Source organism: Psychrobacter proteolyticus (assembly GCF_003350005.1).
Taxonomy (GTDB): Bacteria; Pseudomonadota; Gammaproteobacteria; order Pseudomonadales; family Moraxellaceae; genus Psychrobacter; species Psychrobacter proteolyticus.
The window spans coordinates 480,842-498,903 of the sequence record NZ_QLKS01000003.1 but is presented as its reverse complement, the minus strand read 5'-3'; the positions used below and the strand labels follow the sequence as shown (position 1 = coordinate 498,903).

Here is an 18,062-nt window from a genome sequence, read left to right as displayed (position 1 = left end):
ACAGTTTTTAAAAAGAATTTTTAAAGCTGGTTTGCACATCGACAACACAGCATTATTGGCGAAAATAAGGACAATCAAAAAGAGACGCTTAGCGATAACTTAAGTTGAAAATGATAAATGTCTTACATATTTTTCATATAAAGCATTCAGCTTTATATAGTCATAAATTTCTTAAGGCTATCTGTTAATAGAATAAGCTGGCTAAAGATATCAAAGGCTTGAAAATATCTCTGTGGACTTTTTGTTGTTGCTCATGTGTCTAAAAGGTAGAGTGGGTGGTAGAAATACTTAGTGGTATCGCTAATATGGGTTGTAAGAACGGATTAATAGTAGATAAAAAAACAGACATTGTATCGAAGATAGCAATGTCTGTTTTAAAAGCAGAAGTAAGAAAAAAACCTAATAATTAATTGAGCAATAGAATATTAATGAGTTGGCTTTACGATACGCAATAGTATCAACACGTGTACGATCAGCAGCACACTAAATAGAATTAAAGACTGCTCAGGAATGCTTAATCCTATAAATGTCCAATCAACAGAAGCGCATTCGCCAGATCCTGCAAAAACTTCCTTGAATACTTGTAGAATAGGGAGGGTATCAAGCCAATAGTTCAGTCCTGGTCCACAAGAAGGTACTTGGTCAGCAGGTAAATGTTGCAGCCATACATGGCGCGCTGCTACCGCAGTTGCCCAGCCAATACCTATTAGACTACCAAGCCATAGCAGTAGCCTTATTACTTTAGATTTAGGATTAAACAAAGCTGATATCAGGGCAAAACCGCCCATGACGATTAGACCAACACGCTGAAAGATACAGAGCGGGCAAGGCGAAAGCCCTAGATGACGCTGTAAATAAAACAGCGCAAAACTCATGCCTATGATGGCCATTATCACCAAAAATACTTGCAGGTTACGGTAAGTGGTTAGCTGTCGCATTGTGCGGTTACTCTTATGGGTTTATCTATAATAGATGTAGGGTAGCAATCAAGATTAAACAGTCAAAATTTTACAGTCAGTACTTAGCAATCAGACCTTAGCAATCAATAGCTAGTCATCAGAATTCAGCAATCAATAACTGGCAGTTAAAAGCTAGCAATCAAGGCTTAGCGATACTGCTGTAAAAATTCCGCAAAGTCTTCTGTTTCAGACTGCTCAATCTCAGCTTGCTGTAAGATAGATTTTTCTGCCAATACTTCATATTTAGCTTGAGTATTTGGACTAAGTGTCTGCTGTAGTAAAGACTCGCGATGCTGCTGAGCCAACGTAAATCCAAGCTGCCATAAGCTGCCTAAGCGTTTGCTATCGGAATTCACTTGTGCGGAGATAGTCGACTCAGAGTGTCCTGCTTTGCCTTGCATCAATGCTACGGCCGCGCGGTAATCGTTACCACCGTAATGAGCATCAAGCAGTGCAGCAAGCGGCTGCATACGCTCTAGATGCGTTAGCATCCAGCTTTCGAGTGACTGCTCTTGGCCATTATTGATAATGTGCAAATCATCACGGCGACCTTCATTGACCACACGCTCAAGATTGATAGCGAGCGTGTCTTCTTCTTCAGGTAGTAGATCAGGTGAGTCACTGAACAGACAATACAACGCCATCACTTCCAAGAAGCAAGCACTAGAGAGACGAATACCTACGTCACTATATGGGTCAAGATCGATAGCGCGGAACTCGACATAAGCGATACCGCGACGCTCAAGCGCTTCGGTTGGTGTTTCACCGCTCATTGCGATTTGTTTAGGACGAATAGGGCTGTAGTACTCGTTTTCTATCTGCAGAATATGATTGTTAATTTGGATTGGGTTGCCATCTTCGTCTTCTAAGCCAAGCTTAGCAAAGCTTTCGTGCGGTGTTTGGATGGCACGGCGTAGACCATCGACATACTCTGGCAGATAGTTGTAACGGATATCAAGCTGCTCTTGCACGCTATTGGTATAGCCAAGTTTACCCATACGCAGGCTAGTCGCAGCAGGTTTGTAATAGGTCGAATCATTGAGCAATTCTAAATCGTGCTCACGCCCTGCCAAGAAACAAGGACACACGCTTGGACTGGCACCCAGTAAATATAAAACAAGGCTGGTCAGACGTTTAAAGTTACGAATCAACCCTAGGTATTTCTCGTTTTTGAACTCTGTCAATGTTTGGCTTTGTGCAGTCGATGTTTGGGCTTGCCATGTCTCAAATAGCGTATCACCAAAAGACAAGTTGTAATGCAAACCAGCAATCGTCTGCATGCGGCGACCATAGCGGATACCAAGGCCACTACGATATAGGGTTTTTAGCTTACCTGTATTAGAGCTACCGTAATCAGCTAGTGGGATATCCTCATCTTTAGAAGACAACATACAAGGCATCGATAATGGCCACATCAGCTCACCTTCAGGTATGCCCTGATAGACCAATACGTGCAATTGGCGCAGCATATTGAGGGTCTCTTTTGGTGAGGACTTTGGTTCAGTGATGAGCTCAAGTAGGCTTTCTGAGTAATCGGTAGTGATAAAAGGATGGGTAAGTTTTGATCCAAGTTTGGCTGGATGCGGGGTCTGTGCCAAGAAACCATCAGGCTTTACGCGCAGGCCCTCTTTTTCAATACCGCGGAGCATACCCGTTAAGTGTTGGCTATCAAACCAATTAGGGATTTTGAAATTAACAAAGCTACTCGCAAAATTACTCATAATAGTCATCTATTGTTATTTATTATGGCGGATCAAAACACGATAAGCGTTTGTCCATAAAATAGGTAAATGTTAGGTCAATAATTCCGTCAGTTTAGCTCAAAGCTGTGTTGAAAACCACGGACAATTACAAATACGATAAGCTTTAGGCAAAGCGATTCATGAAGATTTTGACCCTGTTTTTAATACAAATTCATCTCGAATATAGCGTTATTCTGACCAGACAGTTTGATAAAAAAAGCATCTACCTGAGAGATAGATGCTTTGTTCATTATGCCTACAAGCCATTTGACATGGTATTCGCACACTATCGCATTATCTTGATAATCATAGCGCGACCGCGTCTATTTGGCTTATATAGAGAATGACGAACCGCAGCCGCAAGTGGTCGTGGCATTTGGATTGGTCACCACAAAACGTGCCCCTTCCAGTCCTTCAGTATAGTCAACGGTTGAGCCTTGCAAGTATTGATAGCTTAGCGAATCGACGACTAACGTCACATCCCCATTATCAAAATTGGCATCGTCTTCATTCAGATCGTTGGCAAAGTTAAACCCGTAAGAGAAACCAGAACAACCGCCACCCGTCACATAGACACGTAGCATAAGATCGCTATCGCCTTCTTCTTCACGTAGACGGCGTACTTTTTGCGCCGCACTATCAGTTAGGCTTAATACGGTTGGATCTACTGGCTGGCTTGAGCTTGGGCTAAATTGGTTGGCTGATTCGTTCATATCTACCTCAGTTGCTAGGATCAAATGCGGTCGTCGTCCTGTTTGGGTTTGCAATAGGGTACTTGCAAATAAAGATACGCACGGCGTTTGATTTAATTGGGTGCTGTCATTATGGCAAAGCTATTGGTGCATTATAAGCTGTTTGTACAATTTCAAAATAGTATTTGTGCCACCACAACGTTTTATTGGCTCTATTGATAGTGGGCACTTATCTTTTAGCAGTATATCATAATGGGGGTGCGGATTCGTTTGTCAAGAGTGATGCAACTATTGAATTTTACTAATAAATGACAGTGTCCCAATTTTGATATTGTATTGTTCAAAATAACTGCGTCAATGGGCTAAACCAATAACCAGACTAAAAAATAATAGCGTGTGACTGTATAAAACACTACTTAATAATATTAGGAAGTCTTAAAGCTTATTAGTCATATTACGGTATTTTACGGCCATAACCTTTATAATAGTAACAACCATGTATGAGCTCAAGAGTCGCTTGTGCAACTTAAGGTGTTTGGCGTAATAAATACTTAGTTTTGAAATAGTTATTTAATTGTTTGCCTATGGGGCAAGCGTTTGAAATAATAGCCGCCAGTTGGCATACCCTATGTGTGTTTCTTATTGCCCTATATCTATATTATTGTTGAGATGAAGAAATTATATGATCGAATTTAAAGACGTTGGTGTTCGCCGTGATGGTCGTGAATTGTTTGCAGGTGCAAGCTTTCAGCTCCATCCAGGTCACAAAGTTGGACTGACGGGCAACAACGGCACAGGCAAATCTACCTTATTTGCGCTATTACTGACGCAGATGGGTACAGGCGATACAGAGGTCACCCTTGATAAAGGTGAAGTCAGTATTCCTGATAGCTGGCATGTGGCGCACATGGCACAGGAAGTTGGTGCTACGACGCAGTCTGCAATCGATTATGTATTGAGCGGTGATGAGCAGTGGTATGAAATTAATGCTGCGCTGAATGATTTGAGCAGTGTCAGTGATGAGCAAATTGGTGTGCTACACCAGCAGTTCGATGAAATCGACGGATATCGTACGCCGACCAAAGCAGCACAAATTATGGCGGGTCTTGGTTTTAAGACTAGCCAGCATGAGCTGCCAGTAGAAGGGTTTTCTGGTGGTTGGCGTATGCGCTTAAACCTCGCCAAAACCTTGATGAGCCGTGCTGATTTGATGTTACTCGATGAGCCAACCAACCATTTGGACTTAGACGCTATCTTGTGGCTTGAAACATGGATCAATGCCTATATGGGTCTGGTCATCGTCATCTCGCATGACCAAGCGTTTTTGGACGCGACAGTTGGTCATATCCTGCATGTAGAGCAGCAAAAAATCACCCTTTATACTGGTAACTATCAGCAGTTTATTCGTACCCGTCACGAGCGTATGGCGCAGCAGCAGCAAGCGTTTGAAAAGCAAGAAGCGACAAAGGCTCATTTAGATGACTTTATTCGTCGTTTCCGTGCTAAAGCCAGTAAAGCCAAGCAAGCACAGAGCCGTATTAAGCAGTTAGAGCGCATGGCAGAGCTATCACCAATGATGGCTGACAACCCGTTCTCGTTCCAGTTCTATGAGCCTGCAAACATGAGCTCACCGCTAATTGAGCTAACCAACGCAGATATCGGCTATAGCGAGACACCGCTTCTACATAATGCCAATGTACAGGTAACGCCTGATACCCGTCTCGGCTTACTGGGTATGAACGGCGCTGGTAAATCAACACTGATTAAAGCCTTAGTCGGTGAGCTTGGCGTACTAACAGGGAAATATCGTGTTTCGGATACCCTAAAGCTAGGCTATTTCAATCAGCATCAAATGGATATCCTAGATGCCAAAGCAACACCTATAGAGATGTTACGTCGCCTAGCGGGCAAAACCTCTGATGCGATGCTACGCTCGTTTCTGGGTAGCTTTGACTTCCGCGGTGAGCGTATTGATACGCCAAGCGAGCTATTCTCAGGTGGTGAGCGCGCGCGTTTGACTTTAGCATTGATCGTTTGGCAGCGTCCAAACGTCCTTGTACTCGATGAGCCAACCAACCATTTAGATTTACAAATGCGTCAAGCATTGACTATCGCCTTACAAGGTTTCAAAGGTGCAGTGGTACTGGTCTCGCATGATCGAGAGTTGATTGCCAATGTCTGTGATGAGCTGTATCTGGTACACGATGGCATTATCGAAGAGTTCGATGGCGACATTGGCGACTATGGTAAATGGCTAGCAGAGAAGCGCAAGCAAGAGAACGCATCAGATAAAAATACAGGTAAGAAAAAAAGCAAAAAAGAGAGTAAGAAATTCGTTTCACGTGAAACAGATAATAGTCAAGCAAGTAACAAGTCATCTGATAACTCATCAAATAGTAGAGTTGCTACACCTGCACTTAGTAAAGAAGAGCAGCGTAAGCTAGCCGCTGAACAGCGTAAAATGACAGCACCTATCCGCCGCGAGATAGAAGAAACAGAAAAGACCCTGGCTAAGATTGATAAGCAGCTTGTAACGCTTGAAGAAAAACTGGCTGATACAGAGTTGTACGAAGAGAGCCGTAAGTCTGACTTGCTTGTATTACTCAATGAGCAAACGGCGCTACAGCAACAGCATAGTGATAATGAAGAGAAGTTACTACTATCAATGACGACTTTAGAAGAGATGGAAGCTAAGTTCGCATAAAGCGTTCTAGATAGTTAGTTATATAAGCAGACATAAAAAAGGGATGGCATAAGCCATCCCTTTTTTATTACATCATTCCTTACGATATTTGCCATCGCCGTACGACAGTATTTCCATCGTGGTCGTACAAAGCTGACAGTTTATTTCACCAGCAGCGGCTTTTGATAAATCAAGGATACGACCTCTAATAAAAGGTCCTCTGTCCGTGATTTTTACAACGACGCTCTGCTTTGTCTTTTGATTGGTTACTTGTACTTTCGTGCCGAACGGTAACGTGCGATGTGCAGCGGTTAAAGAGTTCATGTTGAAGATACTACCACTCGCTGTGCGCTTGCCATGAAACTTACTACCGTAATAACTGGTATTGGCTGCAAAAACTGTGGTGCTAAGTAGTAGCGATAAAGTGACAACCAAAGACTTGATTAAATAAGACATTTAATACCTTTAAGCAATTAATAAAATAGACAGATGCTCTTGCCTACGTTATCTATACTCCCTATGAGTATGAATAATAGGGGATTCTACAAGAGCTAGCTTGTCATATTATTACTGCCGTGTAAAAAACTCATGAGGTCAAATAGCTGTTTTTTAAGGAAAAATAGTTATTTTTTAGCAAAAACAATGATGACGTAGGTAATAAAATTAGAATTATAAAGAGTGATTCTCATAAAGAAGCCGACAAAATATTGGAAAGCCAACAACGCAATATAAATAGGTAATATATAAAGACCAAATCTATCGATATAGCATAATTATCGTTATGAAAGCTCAAATAGTAATAGATAATATAATGTAAAAAAACCTTGCTATATTCTTACTATTTTGTAAATAGAAAAAGTCTGCCATTATTACAGTTCTAATATAGAGCTGATAATACTAAATTTTTAAAAAATCTAACTCAAGGTAAAAGTGTTCGCTTACCTGTATTACAGAATGTTGTAGACATCGCTTGGCATCACTACTGGTAATATTTATATAACGGTGTTTGTTGTAATTATTGCTATGATGATAAGTAGGCTACAAAAATTGCTATAGCAAAATCTAGTAGCTATTTATACCGTATCGTTTGAAATTGGCAGACTGATACCACTAATATGTTTTTATTTTGGGGAAAATAACATGGCAGAGAAAAACTACTATGACATTTTAGGGGTCAAAAAAGACGCCTCAGACGCTGATATCAAAAAAAAATACCGCAAGCTTGTTCGTCAGTATCATCCCGATGTCAGTGATCATCCAGACGCTGATAATAAAATTGCAGAAATAAACAACGCTTACGAAACGATCAGAGATAAAGAAAAGCGCGCTGAATATGACGCTATGCTCAATAATCCGTTTGCTGGTCAAAATAGATCAAGTGGGTTTGAGGGCGGTGGGCAAACCGGCGCAGGTCAAGGTGGTTTTCGCTGGGAAGATATCAAAGATCAGTTTGGTGACGGTGAGGCCTTTGGTGATGGTGGTTTTCGCTTCGATGACATTTTTTCAGCATTTGGTCGCGGCGCACGTGGGTCAACTGGTGGACAAACGGGCAGTCGCTCTCAAAGCAGCGGCTTCGATCAATTTGGTGGTGGCTTTGGGACACAAGATAGCAAAGGTCAGGATCAGCATGCCGAGATTACCGTTGATTTATCTTCAGTCTATAGTGGCGACGACTATAGCATTAAGCTAAACGTCCCTGTTCGTCAGCCCAATGGTAATGTCGACTACGACAATAAAACCCTTAAGATAAAAATTCCTAAAGGTATCACTGATGGTAAGCAAATTCGTTTAGCAGGGCAAGGTGCTGCTGGTAGCAGTAATGGCAAAAATGGCGATTTGTTTTTGAAGGTTAAAATTCGTCATGATGCCAATATTCGTATAGAAGGCGCAGACGTTTATCAAACCGTGAATATTGCACCGTGGGAAGCGGCACTGGGCGAAAAAATCAACGTCAGTACGCCAGCGGGTACGCTTGGTGTGACCATTCCTAAGAATAGCAAGTCCGGTAGCAATTTACGTCTTAAAGGCAAAGGTATCCCTGCCAAGCAAGCAGGCGACTTGTATCTAACTCTCAATATTGTTAATCCTGATGTCAGTAATGATGCGTCGATACAGGCTTATGAGCAGCTAAAACAAGCCTTTGCTGATACCAATATTAGTCGTTAAACAAGATTATGAATAACCGTTACTTATTGCTGAAGTAACGAACAAATAGCAGAGATGAATACGATACCGATGAAATAAAGAGAAAACGAGGATAATAGCTATGAACCACTCGACTGAATTTACAGACATCATCATGAGCTTAGATGAACTGGTCTCTGCCTGTGGCCAAGAGCGCCAATGGGTCATCGAATTAATCGAAGAAAATATCATTGAGTATGATGTACCAGAGCATGAAAAATTTACTGGTTATCAGCTGACGACAGTGCGCCGTGCATCGCGACTGAGTCGTGATTTTGAAGCCAGCGTACCAGCGATTGGTCTGATACTTGAGCTATTAGATGAAGTTGAGCAACTGCGCCAACTCAAACGTCAAATAGAGCAGCAAACACCAGTCATCGAAGTCGATATAGACAACCTAAAGTAATCAAACAATCAAAATACCACATAAAAAAAGGGCCCTTTAAAGGCCCTTTTTTTATGTCTATATAAAACACTTCAGCAAAAATTAACGCGAATAAGTAGGGTCAGCTGCTGCTGTAAATAATACATCAGTAGAAGAGTTCAAGGCAGTCTCAGCTGAATCCTGAATCACACCGATGATAAAGCCAATCGCAACCACTTGCATCGCGATATCATTTGGAATGCTAAATAAGCTAGCAGCGAGTGGAATCAATAGTAATGAACCACCAGCAACACCAGAAGCACCGCAAGCACTAATCGTAGCAACCAGACTGAGAAGCAGCGCTGATGCAAACGTCACTTCGATACCCAACGTATGAGCAGCAGCAAGCGTTAAGACGTTAATGGTAATTGCAGCACCAGCCATATTGATCGTGGCACCTAGTGGAATGGTCACCGAATAAGTGTCTTCATGCAATCCAAGCTTACGGGCAAGGTTCATGTTGACTGGAATGTTGGCTGCTGAACTGCGTGTAAAGAAGGCAGTAATTCCTGATTCGCGCAGACATCTGAACACGAGTGGATAAGGATTTTTACCGGTTTTAATAAGGACGATAAGCGGATTGGCGACCAACGCAATGAATAACATGCAGCTGATTAATACCATTAAGATACGTGCGTAGCCTGCCAAAGAAGCAAAGCCTGTCTCAGCAACCGTGCTAGCGACTAGTCCCAAGATACCAAATGGAGCTAAAGCAATAATCCATTTAACCACTTGTGAGATGGCATCAGCAAAATCACCGACAACATTGCGAGCAGTATCACTGGCTTGGCGCAATGCAAAACCAATAATAATTGCCCATGCTAAGATACCAATATAGTTGGCTTCAGCGATTGCATTGATCGGATTGGCGACCAAGTTCATGAGCAAGTTCGTCAAGACTTCTTTTAAGTCGGCAGGTGGTACTTGTTCGATATCAGCGTTTATTAAGACCAGCTCAGTCGGGAATAAAAAGCTGGCACCGACTGCCGTTAGTGCTGCCAAAAAAGTGCCAAACATGTACATGATAAGCACCGGCTTTACGTAGACTTCATTGCCACTGCGATGTTGACTAATGGCTGCCATAACCAGAATAAATACTAGGATGGGAGCGACTGCTTTTAGTGCGCCGACAAAGAGTGTACCAAGCAACCCTATGGCGGTGCCGATACTTGGCGCTAGCCAACCAATCAATACCCCTAATACCAAGCCAATAATAATAAGCGGCACCAGCCCTATACGCTGATACATCGCAATTAATGAACGCATCTGTACACCCTCAAGTCCGTTAAAAGTAAGTGAATTGTCACAACAGAAAATTTATCGAAGGATGGTAGCATTTTTTGACATATTCGCATACCGCTCATAGCAGTAGCTGTTGCGTGCAAACAGAGGGATAGTAGAGTTATACAACTAGTACAAAAAGAATGCAGCACTTATAGGGCAAGGGCTAGCTACTCAGAATACCTCATTTATAGGAGAGTAAAAGCAGCGATATAGGCAGTGATGTATAAGGTAGGAAGAGATTTCGCTATGAAAGGTAAGAGGGAAATAAACAGTAGAGCTACACCTTAAAGTGGGTCAGATCGTAACCTAATTGCTGGTAGGCTTTATATTTATTGCGACCTTCTTGTGTACTTGTAGCATCAGGTCGAATCAGCTCAAGGACTCGAGAGGGTTTTGAATTATTGGTAGCAGCCATAAAATCGTTGACGGGACGTGTCGTCGTATTGATCACGATACCATTAAAATCTGCTGGCATATGATTGCCTAGTAGTACAGGCACTGATACTTCAGAAGTAGCAATATTACTATCAACATCAGTACTTTTATGGTCATTATCAGAAAGACATTGATGCGGTATAAAACTCGTGGAGTCCTGTGACCAAAGTGCCGTATCTAGATTTGCTAGTAATGTCTCATCTTCAATTAAAATCAGCAAAGACTGAGCGCTTTTGTTAAGCGCCGTCTGAGTCAGCTGACAAATAAAGCCCAAGAAATCTTGGGCCTTACTTTCACTTAATACATAAAAACTAATTTTCATAAATGGATTAAGCCATCTCTACACTGTTTTTTAGATATTGCATAAACAATGGCACAGGGCGACCCGTGGCTGCTTTGTCTTTACCTGAGTTCCATGCAGTACCAGCGATGTCTAAATGCGCCCATGCTTGACCTTCTTCAATGAAACGCGATAAGAAGCAGGCTGCAGTTACCGCGCCAGCACCTTTACCACCGATATTTTGCATATCAGCGATTGGTGAATCAAGCTGAGCTTGATACTCATCATCTAAAGGCATATGCCAGATAAGATCGCCTGATAGGTTGCTGGCATTTTCTAAATCAAACAGGACATCTTCATCATTACTAAATACGGCTGAACGAACATGGCCTAGTGCAACCACACAAGCGCCAGTCAAAGTGGCAACATCGATGATGGCTTTTGGCTGATAACGCTGCACGTAGCACAAGGTATCTGCTAGTACTAAACGACCTTCGGCATCAGTGTTCAAGATTTCAACTGACTTACCATTCATCGCTTTGACGATATCGCCTGGACGTGTTGCATCACCTGATGGCATGTTTTCAGCACAGGCTAGCGCACCAACGACGTTGATTGGTAGACGAGCTTCGCACAACGCTTTGATTGTACCAATTACTGACGCCGAACCACCCATGTCAAACTTCATCTCATCCATCGCCGCACCTGGCTTGATTGAGATACCGCCTGAGTCAAAGGTTACGCCTTTACCGACTAATACGATAGGTGCGTCGTCATTGGTCGCTTGTGCATTATCATTGCTATTTTTGCTTACATTTTTAGCTGATTTTTTGGTTGGTAGTTTATCGGCTAACGCCTTTAGACCACTCACTTTTGCGTTGCTAGTAGTTTGCTCGGTAGTGCCTGCATTTGAACTAAATTCTGATTTACCACGGTATTCCATGAGTACCAGCTTACCTTCTTTGGTAGAGCCTTGTGCAACGGCTAAGAAGCAATGCATACCTAGCGCTGACATCTCGTCTTCACCTAGTACCTTCACGGTTAATAGGTCAGGGTAGGTTTTTGCAAGCTCTTGAGCTTGTTCAGCCATGTAAGCTGGGAAGCAGATATTGCCAGGCTCATTGGCCACATCACGAGTAAGGCTCTGACCAGCAAATACTGACTGAGCAAAGGCAAGTGCAGGCTGTAGTGAATCATCCGCTAACAGATAGACATCAGTTAATACAGGACTCGCTTGCTCAGACTTATACTTGTCAAAGCGGTAGCTAGCTGCCAACAGATTAAGGGCAAATTGACCAAAGTGGTTTTCTTCTAATGCATCACCCAAGGCGACAGTGATAGAAGACACACGCTTTTGAGTGCTGCTATAGATAGTATTGGCGATTTTTTGCAGTATTGTGTTGTTAAACTTATCAGTGTTACCTACACCGACTAATAGCAGTTGTACAGGGTTTTGCTTAGTGGTTTTTTTATCACCCGCCAGCGCATAGTCAGCAACAGTCTCACAGGTAGTACCCTTAAAGTGTGATACTTCAATCAACTGCTCAATACGAGTGGTATATTCGGTCAGCACAGATTCAGCCAGAATGTTTTTCTTGTCATCGACCAATACAACCAGACAAGCATCGTCTTTACTTTTGGCTTCTTTTTTCAAGATTTTCTGCGTATGGGTTTTTGGTAAATGTTGAGATAATTTGATATTCATATAGTTATCCTTATTAGAGTTATGAAAATTGCAGGATTTGGATGACTGCTTATAGCTGTTAGATTATTAGATTATTTGGTCTGTTGAGCAATCACAGTAGTGTAGCATATTGCGATAATCGTGCGCAGTTAGCAAGTCTTGGGTGATACGTTTGAATTATTATGCTGTACTAACTTACGCTATGGTTTAGCGGTTACATTATCATTGTTCGATGGTGCCAACATATTAGCCATTGACCAATTCATCGGTCGTTACCATCGCGGCAAATCTGTCTTGTAGTGCTGCCATGGCAGTATCATGCATGATTTCAGCGCTTATCGGCTTTCTTGTAGCGCTCGGTAGGTCGCGAGTGGCACAGGCATCATGGCAGACAAAACTATCAAAACCTAAATCAAATGCGGCGCGGACGCTTGAGCTGACGCACATATGACTCATAAAACCTGCAAAAATAATCTGCTTTTTTTCTGCTGCTGAGATTAATGATTGTAATTGCGTATCATAAAAGGCATTCGGATGCTTTTTGGCAATCACTGTTTCGCCATCCTGCGGCTGCAATTGTTCGACGATCTCGACGTTAGCTGATAAAGGGTCAAAGACATTGCCATTTTCTGCACCGTGATGATTTATGTGAAAGATAGGTAGATCTTGCTGACGCGCTTTATCGAGTAGTAAACGTGCATTGGCGATAGCTTTTGCCCCAGCATCTCCTAATGGCATAGCGCCATCGACGTATTCGTTTTGATAGTCGATAAGAACGAGTGCGCAATTTGACCAGTCAAGCGCATCGAATGTGCCGCCAGCGAGTTCAAGTAGGGTAGAGGGTGTAGAGGTCGTTTTATTCATTAGTATTATTCTCCGTTTGGCGATATAAGTATATTTTTCTATCAGTCAGTCTAGCAATTAATAACAGAGATAAATGTTCGATGATACGAATGACAAACAAACCTTTCTAAAATAAATAAAGCAAAAACTTAGCGCTATAAATACTATCAATTCGATGTAATTTGAGGTTTTAGCAATTATTTATCCAATATTTGCTATATTTGTTACTTACTGTCAATAATGCGCTCTCAGCAAGGTGTAGGTAATGTTTTCAAACACATTTCACAGCCATTTTTGGGCAAAACATGCTAGCATTAGCGGTTATATTTGTCGCTTGTGTTTATTGAGTATGACTAACCAGTCGCTTAGTAACGTTTACCGTTATTTGAGTATGTAAATGGCCCATATCATGCTGGTGATATGTCGTCGTACGTCCTAAATATTCAATAAGCCCATCATCAATCGCGCGCATACCAACCGTTTAAGAGTACCCATTGTGATATTACGCCGCTACATGACACAACAAGTTGCCTCGACCACTGCCTTAGTGTTGGGGTTTTTGGTAGTGATGATGCTCGGCGGTCGTTTGATACGCTATTTTGGCATCGCTGCTGAAGGTCGTTTGGACGTCAGCCTACTGTTTACTATCATTGGGTATAACCTCCCGTATTTTTTAGAGCTCATTTTACCGTTAGCATTCTTTATCGCTTTGATGCTGGTATTTGGTCGCTTGTATGTCGATCAAGAAATGGCAGTGATCAATGCCAGTGGCGTGTCTCGAGGTCGGCTTGCTCGATTGATGACACCATTAATATTGGCGTTGTTCGTCGGCGAGGCGGCGCTATCTGTCGTTGGCAAGCCTTGGGGTGTCCGCTCGTCTGAGGCTGTGTGGCAGCAGCAAGCATTGACCAGTGCGTTTGATTTGATTCGTCCGAACGAGTTTATCAGTAGCGGTAATTATCATTTATATGTGGGTAGTCTCAGCGATGATAAGAAAAAACTGCAAGATGTGATCTTGATCCAATCTGAACCTGCGAAAAAAGGTAGTGCTGCTGAAAGTGTCGATGCCAATGCTACTGATATGAATAATACGATTGACAGCGAGACAGCCGAACAAATTGGCATCTCTGACATACCAAAAGATATTATAAATAGTGGTGCAAAGGACATTAGTAAAGACACTATTACTTTAGCTAAACGCGCTGAGCAAGTAGATACTGGCAATAGCGGCGTGACCCAGTTGGATTTGTTCCAAGGACGTCGTTACGAAGTCGGTGCAGGTAGTCTGAAATATAATCAAGTCGCTTTTGATCGTTATCGCATCACCTTGACTGAGTCTTCACAGGAAGTGATCACCGAAGACAATATTGAAACGCAAAAGATAGGACCATTGTGGCAAGCCGCAACGAGTAGCTCACCATCAGGCTCTAACAGTGCAATGCGCGCTGCACAAGGTGAGCTTGGCTATCGTTTGGCGCTACCATGGCTGATGATTATCGCGCCTATGTTGGCCGTGCCACTGGCGCAAGTCCGTCCGCGTCAAGGACGTTGGCTGCGCTTGTTTCCTTCTATCTTATTATTTGTCAGCTGTGCATTAGGTATCATCTCGCTCAAAAACGCGGTGAGCAAAGACAGCATCAGCGTATGGGCGTATGCATGGCTTGTTTTAGGATTTATGGCATTGGCGCTTTATATGAATTGGGGTAGCCGTGTGCAACATCGATTGCGCTTTCGCAAACAAGAAAACAGACTAGCCGCTGCCGCAACTAGTTCAGTTAGCGACATCGATAATCAGAACAACAGCTCACAAGGAGGGCAGTTTTAATGCGCTCTTTATTTACTAAGTCAGCCAAGTCTGATCAATTGGCCAAAAAACCTGCCAATCTAAAAGTCCTTAGCCGCTATGTAAAACTCAATGCTCTATTGGCTATTATCGCTGCCGTTATTGGTTTATGGGCATTACAGCTGATTTTCTCTTACTTATCAGAGCTTGATTCGTTAGATGATAACTACACCATGGGTGAGGCGCTCAAATATATCTTTTATCGTTCGCCTTATTTTTTAGAGCAATTTATCCCAACGGGTGCGCTATTGGGTGCTGTCATAGGATTGGGCTTGCTGGCCAATAAAAGCGAGCTGGTCGTCATGCGCGCGGCTGGGGTCAGTATTTATCGTATCGTCGGCTGGGTATTGCAGCCCGCTTTGATATTTGTACTGTTAGCATTAGCTATCAACCAATTCGTCCTACCGTCTTCTAACCAATTAGCGAAACAGATTAATGATGAGGATAGCACCTCACTGGTCACATCAGTGCGCGGCTACTGGACGATACAGCCACGTTTCGAAACCACAGAAGATGGCAGTGCCACACCTGATGGTAGCGATATTTTATATATTGATTATGCTGATGTCGCGGGTAATATTGGCGAGGTGAAACGCTGGCATTTGGATAACAACGGTAATTTGCAAACTGCTGTCCATGCGGAAGGTGGAAATTATACTGGCCGTGAACCAATTGATGTGAATAGCGAAAAGCCAAGTGAGCAGTATCGTTACGAGTGGCAGTTAAACGATATGGTTAAGCTCTCTATCAATCAGGGTTTTGAGAGTAGCCAAGCCGTTTCACCATCAGATACACTAAGCTTACCTTTTGCCCCAGAGTCTGTGTATCTGCTGACGCGTAAGGCAGAGGATTTGTCATTGACGCAGCTTTATGAGCATCGCACGTTTATGCGCCAACAGGGCAATCGCTCTTTAGATCATGAAGTCGCATTTTGGCAAAAGCTACTATCGCCATTATCGATACTATCGCTAGTGATTGTCGCTTGCTCGTTTGTCTTTGGCTCGCTACGGACGCACAGCTTAGGCTTGCGTATCGTCGTGGCATTGTTGTTTGGTCTACTATTTAGCTATATTCAAGACTTAGTTGGTTTTGTATCGCTAGCGACAGGCTTTTCACCGATGCTTATGGTGCTATTGCCGATTATCGGCAGCGCGCTATTGGGTGGATATTTGATAAAACGCCAGATGTAGAAGGATAGTTGGTCATACAAAATAAAAAGCACGCTAAATCTAATTTAGCGTGCTTTTTTATGTCGATGTCAATTTTAGTTTAAATGACTGAAACTCAATCAGGCAAAGCTAAAGCTAGTCTTTGGTCGCCATCGTAATCGTATAGGTTTTACCTTGTTTGATTTTATCGCTATTGCCAAAAACTTCGGTAAATGAGCGTTTCACAAATTGGCGTAGGCCATTGATGGTCACGACATAAAAACGGCCACCTTTACGCATACGTGCATAGGCATCGAGGAAGTATAAATAATGCTGCTCTTTACCCACTTTAGCTGGCAAGTTTGACATCACAAGGCTAAAGTCTTTGTCTTTTGCCACATGATTAAAGCCATTTGATAAATGTACATCGACATTGTTTAGACCGTTTTTCTCACAGTTACGACGTGCGTATTCTACCGCCATAAAGTCTTTATCAATCAGCGTATGCTGACCATTTGGGCACTCACGCGCTGCCGTCATACCAAGTACACCATAACCACAGCCCAAATCGATCGAGTCATCATCTTGCTCAAAATCCACATAATCAAGCAGCATCAAGCTACCGTCATCGAGTTTTTGCGGTGAAAAAATGCCCCACGTGGTCGCAAAATCAAACGGCTTACCCAGCACTTCTTGGCGAAAATTGATATCTTCGCGCCAGTGTTCGGCATTTTTTAATAGGTCAGCAGGTGGTCTATGGCTCATGGGGTTCTCGGATAATAGATAGGTAAAAGGTAGTGCGCAGCCCAGTTAGGCAGCATGTATATCATGACGCACTTTAATAAGGGTATTGTAACGAGAAAAGGATGGGTTTGCAGCTATCTATTTATGGAACTGCATTTTGCTGTATCGCAAAAAACTCTAAGAAAAAATGTTAGAGACATTAGATAAGAGGTATAGCTTAATATAGAATCGAATTTAACCTAATAGTCGCTAAGTATTATTTATGCCAGACATTACATTCGTATCTAAAGTAGACTTCTGGCTTGTACTATTACTTTGGGGTTTGAGTTTATTTACTGTGTCTGTTCCATTATGGCAGTGGAAGCGAGATGCTCACAAATCCCTCATACAAACTATATTAACGACGGTTATTCTCATACCTTTTGCAGCACTAATGCTCATCCCTTTTTTCGGTACTGAGTACACATTAACGAATGACCAACTACAAGTAGATAGTGGGTTCTCTGTTCAAAAAATTGAGATTACAGATATCACCTATATTACGCCGACTCGAAGTATGAGTTCTGCGCCAGCACTATCATTGGATAGGATTAAAATATCATGTCAAGATGAAGAAATACTAATCTCACCAAAAGACAAACCACGTTTTTATCGCGAGATACAGGCACGTAATCCTAGAATAGTGATAGATACTGCAGGCGAATAGAATGGCATTATAGTTAGCCGCATTCAGCTATACATCGTTCCTGATATTGAATTTTTTTCGAAACTACTTCCCCAAACTCTTCTTCAGTAAATGATCAAATATAAATGGCCCAAATGGTAAAAACGAGCCAAGCACACCTGCAGGTAGTGCCCAAAGCGGCATTTTTATTCTGCTCGCCGTAATGATTAGCACCACGACATAGGCAACGAATAATACCCCATGCACTGGACCGACATAGCTTACCGCTTCTGGAATATCGAACATATATTTGAGTGGCATCGCGATACCAAGTAACAATAGAAAAGACGTACCTTCTAAATAACCCATGATAGTGAGGTTTCTAAGTGCAGAGTTTTGACTCTTTGTTAAGGCAGACGGTTGAGCTTGCGACACGATATATTCCTTTTACAA

General features: G+C 42.4%; 16 protein-coding genes. 6 read left to right on the top strand and 10 right to left on the bottom strand.

Features of this window, described 5'->3' with window-relative positions; all coding sequences use genetic code 11:
* Positions 1-425: 425 nt before the first annotated feature.
* From DXK30_RS09265 to erpA, 3 genes are all read right to left on the bottom strand, one after another.
* Complete coding sequence (locus DXK30_RS09265) at positions 426-938, bottom strand: disulfide bond formation protein B (RefSeq protein ID WP_114701446.1); 513 nt, start codon at positions 936-938, stop codon at positions 426-428.
* Between the two features lie 167 nt (positions 939-1,105).
* Positions 1,106-2,680 carry a glutamate--cysteine ligase gene (gene gshA / locus DXK30_RS09260; protein WP_114701445.1) on the bottom strand — a complete coding sequence of 525 codons (1,575 nt, stop codon included), beginning with the start codon at positions 2,678-2,680 and terminating at the stop codon, positions 1,106-1,108.
* A 353-nt stretch (positions 2,681-3,033) separates the two neighbouring features.
* Complete coding sequence (erpA, locus tag DXK30_RS09250) at positions 3,034-3,414, bottom strand: iron-sulfur cluster insertion protein ErpA (RefSeq protein WP_057757666.1); 381 nt, start codon at positions 3,412-3,414, stop codon at positions 3,034-3,036.
* Between the two features lie 661 nt (positions 3,415-4,075).
* Here erpA and DXK30_RS09245 point away from each other — a divergent pair.
* Positions 4,076-6,097 (top strand): ATP-binding cassette domain-containing protein, encoded by a 2,022-nt coding sequence (locus DXK30_RS09245; protein ID WP_114701443.1) that lies wholly within the window; start codon positions 4,076-4,078, stop codon positions 6,095-6,097.
* 72 nt (positions 6,098-6,169) lie between these two features.
* On the opposite strand, the gene DXK30_RS09240 is transcribed toward DXK30_RS09245, so the two are convergent.
* Positions 6,170-6,532 carry a septal ring lytic transglycosylase RlpA family protein gene (locus DXK30_RS09240; protein ID WP_057757673.1) on the bottom strand — a complete coding sequence of 121 codons (363 nt, stop codon included), beginning with the start codon at positions 6,530-6,532 and terminating at the stop codon, positions 6,170-6,172.
* A 684-nt stretch (positions 6,533-7,216) separates the two neighbouring features.
* Here DXK30_RS09240 and DXK30_RS09235 point away from each other — a divergent pair.
* Together DXK30_RS09235 and DXK30_RS09230 are read left to right on the top strand one after the other, a co-directional pair.
* Positions 7,217-8,242, top strand: coding sequence for a DnaJ C-terminal domain-containing protein (locus DXK30_RS09235; RefSeq protein WP_114701442.1), 1,026 nt, complete (start codon positions 7,217-7,219; stop codon positions 8,240-8,242).
* A 100-nt stretch (positions 8,243-8,342) separates the two neighbouring features.
* Complete coding sequence (locus DXK30_RS09230; RefSeq protein WP_102083164.1) at positions 8,343-8,666, top strand: chaperone modulator CbpM; 324 nt, start codon at positions 8,343-8,345, stop codon at positions 8,664-8,666.
* 81 nt (positions 8,667-8,747) lie between these two features.
* On the opposite strand, the gene sstT is transcribed toward DXK30_RS09230, so the two are convergent.
* The 4 genes from sstT to DXK30_RS09210 all read right to left on the bottom strand — a co-directional run bounded on the left by sstT (position 8,748) and on the right by DXK30_RS09210 (position 13,231).
* Positions 8,748-9,950 carry a serine/threonine transporter SstT gene (sstT, locus tag DXK30_RS09225; protein WP_114701441.1) on the bottom strand — a complete coding sequence of 401 codons (1,203 nt, stop codon included), beginning with the start codon at positions 9,948-9,950 and terminating at the stop codon, positions 8,748-8,750.
* Positions 9,951-10,245: 295 nt separating this feature from the next.
* Positions 10,246-10,725, bottom strand: coding sequence for a DNA polymerase III subunit chi (locus DXK30_RS09220; protein ID WP_114701440.1), 480 nt, complete (start codon positions 10,723-10,725; stop codon positions 10,246-10,248).
* Between the two features lie 7 nt (positions 10,726-10,732).
* Positions 10,733-12,388, bottom strand: a complete 1,656-nt coding sequence (locus DXK30_RS09215) for a leucyl aminopeptidase (RefSeq protein WP_114701439.1) — start codon at positions 12,386-12,388, stop codon at positions 10,733-10,735.
* A gap of 225 nt (positions 12,389-12,613) precedes the next feature.
* Entirely contained in the window at positions 12,614-13,231 is a 618-nt protein-coding gene (locus DXK30_RS09210) for a cysteine hydrolase family protein (protein WP_114701438.1), read from the bottom strand.
* Between the two features lie 493 nt (positions 13,232-13,724).
* Here DXK30_RS09210 and DXK30_RS09205 point away from each other — a divergent pair, with 493 nt between their 5' ends.
* On the top strand, positions 13,725-15,035 hold the full coding sequence (locus tag DXK30_RS09205; protein WP_114701437.1) for an LPS export ABC transporter permease LptF: 1,311 nt from the start codon (positions 13,725-13,727) through the stop codon (positions 15,033-15,035).
* On the top strand, positions 15,035-16,243 hold the full coding sequence (lptG, locus tag DXK30_RS09200) for an LPS export ABC transporter permease LptG (protein WP_114701436.1): 1,209 nt from the start codon (positions 15,035-15,037) through the stop codon (positions 16,241-16,243). The genes DXK30_RS09205 and lptG overlap by 1 nt, the downstream gene beginning before the upstream one ends.
* Positions 16,244-16,357: 114 nt before the next feature.
* Here the strand turns inward: lptG and DXK30_RS09195 are convergent, their stop codons facing one another.
* Positions 16,358-16,966, bottom strand: a complete 609-nt coding sequence (locus DXK30_RS09195) for a class I SAM-dependent methyltransferase (RefSeq protein WP_101204678.1) — start codon at positions 16,964-16,966, stop codon at positions 16,358-16,360.
* A 241-nt stretch (positions 16,967-17,207) separates the two neighbouring features.
* Between DXK30_RS09195 and DXK30_RS09190 the strand changes: the two genes are divergently transcribed.
* Entirely contained in the window at positions 17,208-17,651 is a 444-nt protein-coding gene (locus tag DXK30_RS09190) for a PH domain-containing protein (protein ID WP_114701435.1), read from the top strand.
* A gap of 63 nt (positions 17,652-17,714) precedes the next feature.
* Here DXK30_RS09190 and DXK30_RS09185 read toward each other — a convergent pair whose 3' ends face one another.
* A complete protein-coding gene (locus DXK30_RS09185; protein ID WP_114701434.1) occupies positions 17,715-18,044 on the bottom strand; it encodes a DUF3817 domain-containing protein in 330 nt (109 codons plus the stop codon).
* Between the last annotated feature and the right edge of the window lie 18 nt (positions 18,045-18,062).

Bases quoted from the DNA above. Each gene is read 5' to 3' on its own strand.
- DXK30_RS09230 (WP_102083164.1), top strand. From the start codon at position 8,343: ATGAACCACTCGACTGAATTTACAGACATCATCATGAGCTTAGATGAA.
- gshA (WP_114701445.1), bottom strand. From the start codon at position 2,680: ATGAGTAATTTTGCGAGTAGCTTTGTTAATTTCAAAATCCCTAATTGG.
- lptG (WP_114701436.1), top strand. From the start codon at position 15,035: ATGCGCTCTTTATTTACTAAGTCAGCCAAGTCTGATCAATTGGCCAAA.
- DXK30_RS09190 (WP_114701435.1), top strand. From the start codon at position 17,208: ATGCCAGACATTACATTCGTATCTAAAGTAGACTTCTGGCTTGTACTA.
- DXK30_RS09210 (WP_114701438.1), bottom strand. From the start codon at position 13,231: ATGAATAAAACGACCTCTACACCCTCTACCCTACTTGAACTCGCTGGC.
- DXK30_RS09235 (WP_114701442.1), top strand. From the start codon at position 7,217: ATGGCAGAGAAAAACTACTATGACATTTTAGGGGTCAAAAAAGACGCC.
- DXK30_RS09265 (WP_114701446.1), bottom strand. From the start codon at position 938: ATGCGACAGCTAACCACTTACCGTAACCTGCAAGTATTTTTGGTGATA.
- DXK30_RS09215 (WP_114701439.1), bottom strand. From the start codon at position 12,388: ATGAATATCAAATTATCTCAACATTTACCAAAAACCCATACGCAGAAA.
- DXK30_RS09220 (WP_114701440.1), bottom strand. From the start codon at position 10,725: ATGAAAATTAGTTTTTATGTATTAAGTGAAAGTAAGGCCCAAGATTTC.
- DXK30_RS09205 (WP_114701437.1), top strand. From the start codon at position 13,725: ATGACACAACAAGTTGCCTCGACCACTGCCTTAGTGTTGGGGTTTTTG.
- DXK30_RS09240 (WP_057757673.1), bottom strand. From the start codon at position 6,532: ATGTCTTATTTAATCAAGTCTTTGGTTGTCACTTTATCGCTACTACTT.
- sstT (WP_114701441.1), bottom strand. From the start codon at position 9,950: ATGCGTTCATTAATTGCGATGTATCAGCGTATAGGGCTGGTGCCGCTT.
- DXK30_RS09245 (WP_114701443.1), top strand. From the start codon at position 4,076: ATGATCGAATTTAAAGACGTTGGTGTTCGCCGTGATGGTCGTGAATTG.
- erpA (WP_057757666.1), bottom strand. From the start codon at position 3,414: ATGAACGAATCAGCCAACCAATTTAGCCCAAGCTCAAGCCAGCCAGTA.
- DXK30_RS09195 (WP_101204678.1), bottom strand. From the start codon at position 16,966: ATGAGCCATAGACCACCTGCTGACCTATTAAAAAATGCCGAACACTGG.